This is a genomic window from Paraburkholderia sabiae, from assembly GCF_030412785.1.
GTDB classification, from domain to species: Bacteria; Pseudomonadota; Gammaproteobacteria; order Burkholderiales; family Burkholderiaceae; genus Paraburkholderia; species Paraburkholderia sabiae.
Genome location: NZ_CP125295.1, coordinates 3,885,067 through 3,898,087, shown reverse-complemented (window position 1 = coordinate 3,898,087; position 13,021 = coordinate 3,885,067). Strand labels below are relative to the sequence as shown.

At 62.0% G+C, this 13,021-nt stretch carries 16 protein-coding genes; all 16 read right to left on the bottom strand.

Annotated features, from left to right (window positions below; genetic code table 11):
* Positions 1–73 precede the first annotated feature (73 nt).
* Complete coding sequence (locus QEN71_RS17530; protein WP_201648133.1) at positions 74–661, bottom strand: hypothetical protein; 588 nt, start codon at positions 659–661, stop codon at positions 74–76.
* A complete protein-coding gene (locus QEN71_RS17525; RefSeq protein ID WP_201648134.1) occupies positions 658–1,296 on the bottom strand; it encodes a hypothetical protein in 639 nt (212 codons plus the stop codon). The genes QEN71_RS17530 and QEN71_RS17525 overlap by 4 nt, the downstream gene beginning before the upstream one ends.
* A gap of 1 nt (position 1,297) precedes the next feature.
* The gene (locus QEN71_RS17520; protein ID WP_201648136.1) at positions 1,298–1,774 is read right to left on the bottom strand and encodes an Hcp family type VI secretion system effector; all 477 of its coding nucleotides are present in this window, start codon (positions 1,772–1,774) and stop codon (positions 1,298–1,300) included.
* Positions 1,775–2,032: 258 nt separating this feature from the next.
* Positions 2,033–2,596, bottom strand: a complete 564-nt coding sequence (locus QEN71_RS17515; RefSeq protein ID WP_201648138.1) for a lytic transglycosylase domain-containing protein — start codon at positions 2,594–2,596, stop codon at positions 2,033–2,035.
* Complete coding sequence (locus QEN71_RS17510; RefSeq protein ID WP_233471671.1) at positions 2,596–3,306, bottom strand: TadE/TadG family type IV pilus assembly protein; 711 nt, start codon at positions 3,304–3,306, stop codon at positions 2,596–2,598. Before QEN71_RS17510 ends, QEN71_RS17515 begins: the two co-directional genes overlap by 1 nt.
* 41 nt (positions 3,307–3,347) lie before the next feature.
* Positions 3,348–3,698, bottom strand: a complete 351-nt coding sequence (locus QEN71_RS17505) for a DUF192 domain-containing protein (protein WP_201648142.1) — start codon at positions 3,696–3,698, stop codon at positions 3,348–3,350.
* Positions 3,695–4,573 (bottom strand): type II secretion system F family protein, encoded by an 879-nt coding sequence (locus QEN71_RS17500; RefSeq protein WP_201648144.1) that lies wholly within the window; start codon positions 4,571–4,573, stop codon positions 3,695–3,697. The genes QEN71_RS17505 and QEN71_RS17500 overlap by 4 nt, the downstream gene beginning before the upstream one ends.
* 6 nt (positions 4,574–4,579) lie before the next feature.
* Entirely contained in the window at positions 4,580–5,422 is an 843-nt protein-coding gene (locus QEN71_RS17495; protein ID WP_201648152.1) for a type II secretion system F family protein, read from the bottom strand.
* A 10-nt stretch (positions 5,423–5,432) separates the two neighbouring features.
* Positions 5,433–7,127: an ATPase, T2SS/T4P/T4SS family gene (locus tag QEN71_RS17490; protein WP_201648161.1), complete on the bottom strand. Its 1,695-nt coding sequence runs from the start codon at positions 7,125–7,127 to the stop codon at positions 5,433–5,435.
* Positions 7,128–7,135: 8 nt separating this feature from the next.
* A complete protein-coding gene (locus tag QEN71_RS17485) occupies positions 7,136–8,476 on the bottom strand; it encodes a type II and III secretion system protein family protein (RefSeq protein ID WP_201648163.1) in 1,341 nt (446 codons plus the stop codon).
* A 10-nt stretch (positions 8,477–8,486) separates the two neighbouring features.
* Complete coding sequence (gene cpaB / locus QEN71_RS17480) at positions 8,487–9,473, bottom strand: Flp pilus assembly protein CpaB (RefSeq protein ID WP_201648165.1); 987 nt, start codon at positions 9,471–9,473, stop codon at positions 8,487–8,489.
* Positions 9,474–9,492: 19 nt separating this feature from the next.
* Positions 9,493–9,690, bottom strand: a complete 198-nt coding sequence (locus tag QEN71_RS17475; RefSeq protein ID WP_201648168.1) for a hypothetical protein — start codon at positions 9,688–9,690, stop codon at positions 9,493–9,495.
* Positions 9,671–10,336 (bottom strand): hypothetical protein, encoded by a 666-nt coding sequence (locus QEN71_RS17470; RefSeq protein WP_233471673.1) that lies wholly within the window; start codon positions 10,334–10,336, stop codon positions 9,671–9,673. Before QEN71_RS17470 ends, QEN71_RS17475 begins: the two co-directional genes overlap by 20 nt.
* A gap of 32 nt (positions 10,337–10,368) precedes the next feature.
* Complete coding sequence (locus tag QEN71_RS17465; RefSeq protein WP_233471675.1) at positions 10,369–11,169, bottom strand: hypothetical protein; 801 nt, start codon at positions 11,167–11,169, stop codon at positions 10,369–10,371.
* 8 nt (positions 11,170–11,177) lie between these two features.
* On the bottom strand, positions 11,178–12,713 hold the full coding sequence (locus QEN71_RS17460) for a pilus assembly protein TadG-related protein (protein ID WP_201648173.1): 1,536 nt from the start codon (positions 12,711–12,713) through the stop codon (positions 11,178–11,180).
* 20 nt (positions 12,714–12,733) lie between these two features.
* Positions 12,734–13,021, bottom strand: coding sequence for a Flp family type IVb pilin (locus tag QEN71_RS17455; protein WP_201648175.1), 288 nt, complete (start codon positions 13,019–13,021; stop codon positions 12,734–12,736).

The window sequence follows — 13,021 nt, the reverse complement described above, 5'->3', positions numbered from 1 at the left end:
CATATCAAGGCGGAGCGCTCGTCTTCGTTTAGACGACAAAAGTCTCGCGTATCAAGCGTGTGCCATTTTCAGGCTACCCAGGACCAAACCAAAAGCGCTTGCGTAGGCTATCCCGTAACCTCGGCTTTAAATGCTGAGGCTTCGGGACGTGCAAACCATCAAGACGAATCTGCGCCAGGTGATTCTCGCCCGTTAAACCCAAGGCAAGCGACGATCCGATCGAATACCAATGAATTGCGTCGCCCCACGAAAGGTAAAGCGTCCCCCGTCGCGGCTCATAGATAACCTCCGGCTCGCCCATATCGTCGCCGTGTCCATTCTCATCGAATGCTGCGTCGATATGTAGCGTTGCAGATGTCGCCTCCGCGAAATGCAATGGACGTTCAGACCAACGCGTCGGGTTAGTGAAAATATCCCAATCGACAATTCGCTTCCGTGAATCAAGGGCCATCGAAAACGTCCCGCCCGTCAGAACGAAATTTGGTGGAGCAATACCGAATTGCTTGTCGAGTTCTGTGCTCAATGTCATCCGCCCTTCGTCAGAGAACGGAGCCGATGTGTACTCGATATCGCAGGATACTGTCAGGCTGTCCGCGTCCCAATTCGCACGAACAAGAGGGGAATTATCTGGTGGTTCTACGCGGACAATGATTGCGCTCATTTTCTTACCGGTTCAAATACGAAGTGCAATATGGTGTAGTCCCTTTCGCGGACCAGAATCTCAAGAACATAGGATTTGCCATTCCGCATCATTGGATAGGTGTACATGAACAGCCCCTTCGTGCCTTGCGGATCCGGCGTCCGCTTTCCATATTTGATTGCGAGGCGAAGAACGTGAACAGGCACGTATCGTCCCGGATTCTGCATGTGTACGAGCGGCTTTGTTGCGAACTGCAGAGGCCGCTGCATTAGTGCATAGTACCTCGCGCGCAAGCCGAAAAGCGTGGCCCGCCTCATGGACGAACCTACGCCCTTCATCCCCCATTCCGTTAGACCTCGAAGACCTTCACGCCAGATACCGCCCACGATAAACAACACATCGAGCGGATCGATCAAAGGACTTTCCAGCGGCTTTTCGCTTACAGAAATCGTTCCATCGAGCGAATAAACGCGGGATACGCCGCCGAACTCCCGCTGGTAGCCTATGATGCAGTCCAGATCAGCGTCGTAGATAGGCTTCGCGTCAAACGGCACACTGGGAGGCCGTATATCGAACAGGCCAGTGCCGCTCGGTTTCAAGGCAGCATCCCAGGCAAACGAAGGCTCGTCTGCCGTATCAGGTAATGACATCGCCATGTTAGTTGCTCTTGTTGACCTTGACGTCAATAAGCGCTGTCACTGTGCCACCTGTACCACCTATCGAATTCTGCACAATGTATTCATTTTTCATTCTTGCGAACGAGAGGCATACATGCTCCTGGCAACCGATTTCGTTCGCAACCGGCCCTACGTATGTAATCACAACGTCGTACAAAGTAATTCGTGCATACTCGTGAGGGACCGATCCCGCCTTGCGCATCGTAAGTACTGCCTTGGGGATATGCTTTCCAGTAAAGCAATAACTCGCAAGGTTGGGACTTGCGCGATCCATAGTGTGCGTAAATCCCAGATCGGCGACCGTGGCCTTGACCGCCCCTCCGCCAGACCCCGAATGCATTGACGACTGCTGCGAGACGTTCCAACTCCATTCGGTTACATCGATTTCATCTGTGTGCGTTGCGTCTCGCGACTCCCCATGAATGCCGTCAATCTTGATGAACATATCGCAGCCCATTGCCAACTTCTCCTTAAGGAATACTCCGCTTTTTCGACAGGATTCGCTCGTACGTTCCTAGCTACCCGTAACGGCAACGGACCGCGCGTAGCGGCCCGATCAGCAGCCGGCTACGACAGACAGACGAGCGAATTCTCGCACCGGCTTTTATCGTCGGTTGGTGTGCAAAGCATGTGAATGAGGAGACTCTTAAAAGAACACCATCCATGCGAATAGCATGAAATTACTGAAGTGCGCCCACGACACGACGCTCGCCGCTCAACGCCGATAAGCCGCCACCCGCTCCATCACCCGCCGCACATAGCGCTGCGTCTCCGCATACGGCGGAATCGCGCCACCATACTTGCGCACCGCGCCCTCGCCCGCGTTATACGCGGCTAGCGCCAGCGACAGATCGCCGAACGTGGCGAGCAGCGTATCGAGCAGCCGCGCGCCCGCCACGACGTTCTGATACGGATCGAACGGGTCGCTTGCGCCTTGTGCGAGGGCTGTTTGCGGCATCAGTTGCATCAGGCCTCGCGCGCCCTTCAGCGACACGGCGACAGGATTGCCGCCCGATTCGACGTCGATGACGGCCATCAGCAGCGCCTGATCGACACCGATGCGCTTCGCTACCTGCTCGACAAGCGGTGTCCATGCGAGCACTTTCGAACGCGCGCCGGGCTCGCCGAATTCGACGATCAGCGGTTGATCCGCCGCATCGTCTGCATCGGCTTCATTCGATCCGCCGATCAGCATCTCCACATGCGCCGCCACTTTCGCTTCGCAGACATGGCAGCTCGCGCCCCACACCAGCACCGCGGCCAGCATCGCGCGATGCATCAGCGCGCCGCCGCGCGAAACGGCGACTGCATCCGTACGATCGCCTCCGATTCCAGCGCCACAGGCCAGCGCTGGCTGCGCAGTCCGTCCGCGAGCGTCGTCCTGCACAAACTGTCGGGACGCTTCGGCGAGCCGTACACATCGACATTCGCGTCCGCCGGTTCGCGCGAGAACACGCCATTGGCCGCGATATTGCCGATCACATTCGTCGCGTAATACAGCACCTTGTTCGCCACGGGCACGATGAGATCGAAGCAGTAGTGAACGCGCAGCTTCAGCAGATTCGCGTCCTGCACATCCACGTCCGATTCCAGGCCATGCGCGGTGTCGCGATACATCAGCGTGTCGTTGGGAATTTCATCGTGCGCGATGCCTTCGCCGGGATAGAAGCGCGGCCGCGCAAAGTCGCGCACCATTGCAGCCGTCGGGCTGACGATCTCGATCGACGACGCCTCCGACACCGCACGTTGCCCGGCAATCAGCGCAGCCTGCGCGCCCGTTGCATCGGCGCGGTGCGCATACAGCGGCGCGAGTCCGCGCGCGAGCCCCGCCTGCATCGCCTGTATCGAGCCGTGATTCACGGCGCCTTCGCGCGCGGCTTCGAGCACGGCGACATCGAGCGTCGATTTCGCCTGATACAGCAGCACGAACTGCACGGTCACGAAGCCGAAGAACAACAGCAGCGGCGCGACGACGAGAAACTCCGTCATGCCCTGCCCCTTCATCCGGCTTTTGCTTGAGAAGCGCCTCGTCACGCCGACGCCCTCCATTCAAGCGAATCGCCCACCTCGATCTGTAACGCCTTCGCCGCATGCGCGCGCATTTCGAGTGTGCTTCTCGCTCGCCAGCAAACCAGCATGCGCGCACGGCTCACATTGCAATGAACGGACAGCACGCAGCCGCGTTTGTCGATGAACACCACGTCGATCGGAAAGCGCATGCCGAACGTGTGCACCGCATTGCACGGTTCGAGCCACAGCGCACGATCCGCGTCGAGCGCCGAGCGGCCGAGCAAGCCACGCATGCGTTCGATTGACCTGTCGGCGACTTCGACCCCAATGCGGCTCTCTTCGCCGCGATGGATCAAACGCCCGTGCTTCACAGCAGCCCCTCCTGCATGAACTTCATCGCAATCGGAAAGCAGAGCACGATGAACGTCACAGGAAAAATGAACACGAGCAACGGAAACACCAGCTTGACGGGCGCTTCCATCGCCTGTTTTTCCGCGCGCTGGAAGCGTTCCGAGCGCCGCTGTTCGGACTGGAAGCGCAACGTTTTCGCGAGCCCGGAACCCATCCGATCCGCTTGCGCGATCGTGCGAACGAGGTTCGACACTTCGCCGATCCGCTGGCGCTCATCGAGACGCCGCAACGCATCGGCGCGATTCAGGCCCGACTTCAGATCTCGCAGCACGTGTTCGAATTCGCGTCGCAGCGGACCATCGGGACCCTTCTCGACGGCCTTCTGAATAGCGCCGTTGATGTTGAGGCCCGCTTCGACGGCAAGCGTCAGGAAGTCGAGATAAATCGGCAACTGGCGCCGCATCGTCGCGACGTGACGCCGCCGCACGTCGCGCATCCAGAGACGGGGATAGAAAAAGCCCACGCATATCGTCAGAAGCAGAACGGCTGCTGAAAACAGCCCGCTAGCCAGCATCGTCATCAAAGCAAGCAGCAAAGCGCTGATCGACGACACCATCGACAACGCCAGAAACTGCCGCGCGTTCATCAGAAAGTTAAGCGACGTCAGACGCAGTTGTGCATCGGTGCGCGAGATCAGGCGCGCGCTGAACCAGTCGGCACAGTAGTACGCAACGAAATTGACGGCGGGCCAGATGAAGCGCAGCAGCGGCGGCAACGGATCGAGCCACGTTCGATCTTCCTGCGGCACGTTGCGCATCAGGCGGTGAGCCGCATTCAGCGCGAGCACGCAGATCAGCACGAAGCCCACTCCAATCGCAATCGACACTATCAGCATGGCCGTCTACACGTTGATGCGCACGATGCGCGAAATCGATACATAGCCGAGCAATTCCATCACCGCAATCACGGCGAGCGTCGTCCAGCCGATCGGCGACGTGAAGAGCGGCGCCATCGCGACGGGCTCCATCGCGCGCAGCACCATCATCAGGAAGAGCGGCAGACAGGTCATCACGATGCCCTGCATGCGTCCTTGCGAAGTGAGCGCGCGAATCTTGCCCTCCATCTGCAGCTTGTCGCGCAATGTACGCGCAACGGATTCGAGCGCTTCGGCAAGATTACCGCCGACCTCGCGCGATATCGTCACGGCCGCCGTCACCATCATGAAGTCGGGTACAGGTATGCGTTTTTCGATGTTGCGCATCGCGTCGTCGAGATCGATACCGAGGCGAATCTCGCGCAGCAGCAGATCGAATTCCTGCGAGATCGGCGGCGACGATTCCTGCACGCCGCTTTCGAGCGCGATCGGAAAACTCGCGCCGGCACGCACCGCGCCCGCGATCATCAACAGCATGTCGGGCAACTGGCGCTCCAGCGTGCGGATGCGCCGCGCGCGCATCCACGCGAGCATCCTTCGCGGCACGAACCACACGAAGGGCAGCGACGCGAGCGCGACCAGCACGCTGCCGCTCAGCAGTAGCGCAAGAACAGGCGGTACGATCATGGCGGCCAACGTCGCGGCGGCGGCCTTCTGGCGGTTCACGAATACGAAGGCATCGGCGAGCGATCGTTCGACTTCGCTGGCGAGATGACGCGTGCCGTTCGCAAGCGCGGTCCGCACAGCGTATGCAACCAGCCAGAGCGCGATCGACGCGCCGCAAAACACGGATACGAGAAGCAGAGTCATCAGCCGAGCCTCACTCTCTGTGCGTGAAAATCGAGGTATCGACGGGAATGCGGCGACGTATCAGATCCTGATAGAAATCGGGGATATACGACGTCGGCACGAATTGCCCGAGAATCTTGCCGTTCTCGTCGAGGCCGGCCTCTCTGAACACGAACACATCCTGCAACTGGATCACGCCCGACTCGATGCCGCTTACTTCCGTGACGTGCGTCACGCGCCGCGAGCCGCACGAGAAGCGGGTCTGCTGCACGATGATGTCGACGGCCGCGCAAACCTGTTCGCGTATCGCCTGTACGGGCAGATCGAGTCCCGCCATCAGCGTCATCACTTCGAGACGCGCGATGCAATCGCGCGGCGAATTCGCGTGCGCCGTGGTCAGCGAACCATCGTGGCCCGTGTTCATCGCCTGCAGCATGTCGAGCGTTTCGCCGCCCCGACATTCGCCGACCACGATGCGATCAGGCCGCATCCGCAAACAGTTGCGCACCAGTTCGCGGATCGTGACGGCACCCTTGCCTTCCAGGTTCGCCGGTCTCGTTTCGAGCGCGACGAGATTGGGCTGCGATAGCTGCAATTCGGCAGCGTCTTCGACAGTCACGATGCGCTCGTCATCGGGGATATAGTCGGACAGCACGTTCAGCAGCGTCGTCTTGCCCGAACCCGTGCCGCCCGAAATCACGATGTTCGCGCGATGCTCGACCGCCTTGCGCAAGAACGCGAGCATCGCCGGCGACATCGAGCCGAACGACAGCAGATCGTTGCCGCGCAGCTTGTGCTGCGGAAACTTTCGCACCGTCATGCTCGGCCCTTTCAGCGCAAGCGGCGGAATCACTGCGTTCACGCGCGAGCCGTCTCTGAGACGCGCGTCGACCATCGGCGAACTCTCGTCGATACGCCTTCCAATCGGCGCGACGATGCGCTCTATCGCGCCGAGCACCGCGCGTTCGTCGGTGAAAATCACGGGCGAGCGCAGCAAACGCCCTTGCTGCTCGATGAAAATTTCATCGTGCCGATTGACCATGATTTCGGAAATCGTCGGATCGGCGATCAGTTCTTCGAGCGGACCGAGTCCAATGATTTCGTCGAACACGCTCTTCTTGAGCGTCGGCAATGGGATGTCCGTGCGATGAAAACCGGCGTCGCGCGCGAGGATGTCGTCGAGCGCGTCGCTGACCGTGGTGCGCAATTCGTCATCGGCCATCCGCGCGACGTTCAGGCGGCGCAGATCGAGCGCATCGATCACCTTCATGTGCAGCAGCTTGCGCAGCTCGATGCCTTCCGTGCTGTTGATCGGGGCGATACGTTGCGGCGCGGCTGCACGCGAAGGCGCGATATTTACCGACATGTCGGCATCGACAGAAGCGCGTTCGCCCATCGCAGGCTGCGTGTCGTGTCCCAGACGATCGGCGCGCGCCACCTGCATCGCTTCGACTTTCAGCACCGTCATGCCGATCTCGATCTGATCGCCCTCGACGAGCGGACCATAGCGAACGACTGGCGCACCGTTCACCGTCGTCGCGACGATACCGCCCTGATCCTCGACATACCACGCATGAAAGTCCTTCACGATGCGCGCGTGCGTGCGGCCCACCAGCATGCCCTTGATCACGATATCGCTGGTGGCGTCGCGGCCTATCGTGCACATCCCGTCGACGTGGACGGAACGTGCGGGCGCATTGCGCGATTGCACTTGCAGTTTCAGCATGTTGTTCGTCAGTGTGAGGGAAGAAGCGGCGCGGTCTGCGGCGTAGGCGCTGCAACGGGCGCATCGAGCGGGCTGCGCGCGCCGTACTGATCCGCATAGCGCCGCGCGCCTTCCTGCGCGCGCGCCAGCAGCGCGGTATTCGGTTCGCGCGAAGGGTCGGAAATCAGCGGCGTCACGAAGATCACGAGATCGCTGTTCTTCGCGCGAAAATTGTCCGAGCGGAACAGTTGCCCGATGATCGGCAGGCGGGCGAGAAACGGCATGCCCGCCGATGCGCTCACCGCGTCCGCGCTGACAAGGCCCGAAATAGCGATCGTTTCGCCAGCACGCAACGAGATATCCGAACTGGCGCTGCGCGTGAGGAAACCCGGAAAGCCGCCATACGACACCGACGGATCGAGCTGGCTGATCTCCGTCTGCACGGTTGCCGAGATGATGTCGTTCGCGTCCACCACCGGCTTGATGTTCAGCCGGATGCCATACGGCTTGTATTCGACATCGGTCGTGCCGAGCGCGCCCGCCTTCGGAATCGGCACTTCGCCGCCCGCCAGAAACGATGCCGTGCCGCCGCTCTTCGTGTTCAATTCGGGCGCAGCGAGTATGAAGGCGTCGCCGTTGTTGATCGCGAAGTTGATGCGCGAGGTGATCGTCGATGCAATGCCCGCAAACAGGAAGTTCGCGCCGCTCGTCACACCGGACCCCACGACGCCCTGCCCCGACACTTGCGGTCCCGCGAACTGGCTGTCCCACGCGATGCCGATATCCTTCTGCCCGGTGCGCGTCACTTCCATGATTTGCACCTTGAAATGCAGGGTTTTCTTGAGCGCGTCGCCTTCGTCGATCGTCGTCGTATCGATCACGTTCGTCATGTCGGCGATCGCGGCTTTCACGGCGGACGCCATGTCGCGATGCACGCTGCCCGTCAAGACGATGTTCGGCCCGACTTCCTGCACCCGCAAGCCTTGCACCGGCGCAAGCACGCTGCGCAATTGCGCCGCCGACGTGCCGACGTCGCCTTTCGCGACGCGCACGGTCGTCTGCAACGCGACGCCGCGTTCGTTCCACACGACGAGCGACGTGATGCCCGCGCTTTCCGCAAGCAACATCAAGCGTCCATCGACGACATTCGCCGTCACGAGCTTGCCGTTGCCGATCGCGATGCGTTTGATCGTGCCCGGCACGTTCAGCATGCGCACCTCGCCTTTGTACAGATCGAGCACGGCGGCGCTTTGCGCTGCGCTTTCAATGATGCTGCGCTGCGCGGCGTTCGCATCGAATGCGACTACGCCAATGAAGAGTGCTGCGCTCGCGAAGCATCGCAGCGCGATCGAATGGAAACCTGCTTTCATGAATGTTCTGCTAGTTCTGGCCGCTGACGCGGCGCGTGTCGTGTTGCTGCAGTTGCTTCGCGATGACGGCGGCGCTTTCGAATAGCGTCGACGACGCGGAGGCGGGCTCGCTCGCGGCGCCCGATGACATCGGCGCGACCTGCGCGACGTTCGCCGTAGCCGCGCCCGAGCCGCCGCCCGCGATCACTTCGACAGCCTCGTGTTTCGCTACGCGCGCCGTCGAAAACACATCGCTTTCGGTCAACGCGACGGGCGGACCAACTGCGTTGTCTTCCGCGTTGCGAAGAATGAGACGCAGCGAGCCCATCTTTTGCGCGAGCACGATGCGCGGCGCGTCGGCGGCAGGGACTTGCATGGTCACGGTGTCGTAGCGTGAGGCGTTGCCTGCTTCATCCGCGTCGCTTGCATTGCGCGCTTTCACGCTCTGGCCTGTCGCGAGCACCTGAACATCGGGCAAGAGCAGCCGCACGGCCTTGCCGTCGCCCGCCGATGCATCGGCTTGCGTGCCGACCCAATACAGATCGACGCGATTGCCCGGCCGCAGCATCGATGCCGTCGAATTCACCGCGTCGATTTCGAGCGTCAATGCGCGTTGTCCCGCGGGCAGCGTGTCGGAGAAATCGCGCCCGCGCAGCGCGTCGATATCGCTCATGCGCAGCGGCCGTCCGTGCATCACGGCGCGCACGAGCTTCGCCTTGCGGAATGCGTCGAAGGCATCGACGCGCACCATGTCGTCGTAGACGAGATCGGCGGCAATCTCACGCGATACGAACGCATCGCTCGACAGCGGCGTGCCGACCGGCACATCGCGGCGCGGCACGACGACTTCGACGCCGCGCTGCGTGAGCTTGCCCGTCACTTCGGCGCGCACATGCGCCTCGCGTTCGCCGAGATAGCGATAAACAAACCACGTCAGCGCGCACGCCGTCAGCACGGCAACGAGCAGCAGGAGCCAGGCATTGCCCAGCAGCGAATGAATCTTGATCTTCCTGAACATCTGATTCGAAGCGAAGTGGTTAAGGTAAGGAAAGTACGAAGCTGTACGCGCGATAAAGCGACTTGAACGCTGCGCAAAGCTGGCTGACGATCGACTCATCGCCGCCGTGAACCAGCTCCCACACGATCACGGCCGTCACGACGAGATACTCGACGGCCGCCTGACCGCGCTGCCTGCTGTTACGCAAACGCCTGTTTTCAAGGGCTCGTTGTCGCATGGATCACGGCCTCCGTCTGTCCGTTGCGGTTGGAGAACACGGCATCGATCCGCTCGCCGACGCGCTGCATCGCGAGCGCGTGGCCCTTTGCGCGCTGCGATCCGTCGAGTTGCAGCGCGGGCATCTGCGCGACGACGCGCCAGCCTGTTTGCTCCAGCTGGCGCGCGTAACGTCGCGCGTTGTCGTTCGCTTCGCCTGATAGCTCAAGCAGCCGCGTGCGCCCTGCCTGCCGCCCGTCACGGCTTTCGATGTCCGACACCGTCCGCGCCCCTGAAGGCAGCGGAACACGCGAAGCATCGACGCGATGTGCCGCACCCGTGCCATCGAGACGCATGACGCTCATCAGCCCTTTTGTCGGGCCGCTTTCTCCACGCGACGGAATGACGAGCACGTAATGACACGCACCATCGAGCGCGGCGAGCAGCAGGCCCGACGCGTCGCGGCGTCCCATCGCGGGCACGTGTGCGCGGGTCCAGAACGCGCGGAATTCGCTCGACACATCGTCGGACGTCCCGTTGAATTCCATGCCGTACACGGACGCCGGCACGCCTTCGACGAGCATGTCGCGTCCGATCATCTGCACGCGTTCTGCGTGGACGGGCTGACGGTCGCACGACGGTCCGGCCGCCAGAACTTGCAGCGGCATGAATGCGACGACAAGAGCCAAGCAAAGAACGTTCATCGCGACAACCTGTCCGCAGGAACCACATCGGCGCGAATGCGGCCGAATTCGAGCGTATCGATTTCAGGTGCATACACGCGCAACGGCTGATACAGCGAAGGCGCGATCAACGGCGCGTTTGCAGCGGGCACGGCCTGCGCGAACAACGCTTGAGCGCGCGACGCGCCTTCGGGTGACCATGTGTTGGTAAGCAGCGCATTCGTATCGTCGACAGCGAAGCCGTCGAAGCCCTTCCACAGACGCCGCAGCGCATCGCTATGCATGCCCGTCGCGATGCGCAAGCTCGCCGATTGCAGCGTGCGCGACGGCAGATCGAGCGTCGCGGCGAACGGCGCGCCGCCTACAGCCGTGGGCATCGAACCAAAACCGTTCGACGTATAAGCATCGAGCGACGAAGACAAATCGGATTGCCCAGTGCTGACGACGACATCGCGCGCATCGTCGAGCAACGCTGCGCCGCTCGCGTCTTTCCACATCGAGGGCTGCGAGAGGTTCTTGCCCGCGACCACACGCGACAGCAACTCGCTTTGTATCTGCTGATCGCTTTTCTGCACCTGCAACGCGTCGCTGCCGAAACGCGCGTACCAGTCGCGCGTCGTCGAGTCATTCGCGGCTCCGTCGATCCACACGGTGCGTTCCCACGCCGCGTAGCGCGATCCCATCAGCGTGCGGTTGCGGATGTCGTTGAACTTGCCGAGCATGACGACGGCCATCAGCAACACGCTCGTCGCGAGCATCGTAGCGACGAGAAATTCCACCAGCGCCTGGCCGGATTGCGCACGGACACGCCGTTTCATGTGCTGCGTCATGGCGTTGTCGCGCGTGCCGCGTCCGATGGAAGCTGCGCGGCCTGCGCAGCGGCGCGCTCCTCCGCGCGGACGGGCGCAAGCGATGCCTGCCAGTAAGGGCTGAACGTGCTCGGGTACTCGGTCTTGCCATCGTCGCGCTGCCACGCGCCCGCATCGAGCAACGCGCCTGCGAGCCTGTCGCCCAGCGAGTCCGCCGACGGACGCACGAAGTACGCATGCGCGCTCGCCAGCGTGCGCATCGCGCCACTCGCGCTGCCGTTGTCGACACGCATGCGACCCGCGCCGCCAAGACCCGGGGCCTTCACGAGCCTGCCCGCGTCACGCTCCACTTCGATCGTGATACGCGGCGCTTCGCTTGCGAGCGGCGCGAGCACGATGTCCTGATACGGCAGCAGGCCGCCATTAGCTGTATCGAGCGAAGCGCCCGGGCCTAGCGTGAACTGCTCGGCCATTGCAGCGGGAACGTTCATGCCCGGTTGCGTGCTGTCCGGATCGCCGAAGTTCATATAGCCGCCGTAGCCCTTCCAGTCGCTCCACGCGACGAACGGCGGATGCGTCATGTAGCTGTCCACGTCGCCGTTCGTGCTGCCGCCGTGGCCCGCGATGGCGTCGAACGTATCGACGCAGGTGATCGTGATGTGCGCAGTGCTCGCGTCCATCGACTGCCAGCCCTTCTTGTCGCTGCGCAATTGCGTGCCGCCGACATGCGCGACGCGAATCGCGATGCGTCCGCCGCCAGGACAGCGCGCGCTCGAATCGTCGAGCTGCTGATAGTTCGGCGCGACGCTGCGCGACGACACACGCGCTTTCACGAAGTTGTCGAGCGTCGTCGGATCGGTGACGACGTCGGCGAAATGATCGGCGTCGAGATTGCCTGCGGGCGTAACGACGCGCGTATACGTCTGCCACGTCGCCAGCTGTGCGGCGTTGCGTGGGCTCGTGAAGTAACCGGACGTGACGTGCGTGTCAGGCTGATTGCGTTGCGCGACGTCGTTCGCGACATCGGGCACGGCCGCGAAAATCGCGGCGTGATAGTTGGTCTGCGCGTCGCTGAGCGCGCGCGTAATGCCGCCGATGCCTTTCGCGACGGCGGGCAGCAGTGCATCGAGCGTCGCGCGCACGGGCGCGATGTCGGCGCGCCCGCGTTGGTTCGGCGTGCGCCACAGCGCCGGATGATCGGCGAAGGTCGTCACGAGTTGCTCGGTGTCGGGATTGCCCATATACGTGTTGTCGAGTTCGTCGATCCACGACTTCAACGCGACCACCTGCGCGGCGCTCACCTGATTGGCGACCATCGCGCGATTCGTGTAGGCGGAGAAGTTGTAGTCGCGTGCCTGCAGCACGGCCGCGCTGTACGCAGCGGCGTCGGCCGTGTTTTGCAGCTTGATCTTTGCGCTCGTCATCTGGAACGACCCGAAGGCGACATACAGACCGATCCCGCCGATCAGCAGGAACAGCAGCACCGGCACGAGTGCCTGGCCGGCATGCATGCTCTTTCGGTTATCCGGTCGCCGACGGGCCGTGCGTTTCATGATGACGAGCCGCGCGACGCTTACTTGTTGCCCGTCGTCAGGCTGCCGTCGCTGCCGTACGCGCCCATGCCCTTGTTCTTGTCGGCCTGGCTCTTGCCGTCCGTGGCTGCGGCGCGTGCGTCGTTGATATCGGACGTGCTATCCGTGCCCGACATTTCGTGCGTGAGACCGGCCGTCTGCTCGCGGATCGTCTTGCCGAACGACGCATACACGGCAATCGCCGAAACCGCGATCAGCGCCACGATGATGATGTATTCGGTCATGCCCTGACCGGCCTGTTTGCGAAGACGCTTAATAGAGATTTTCAT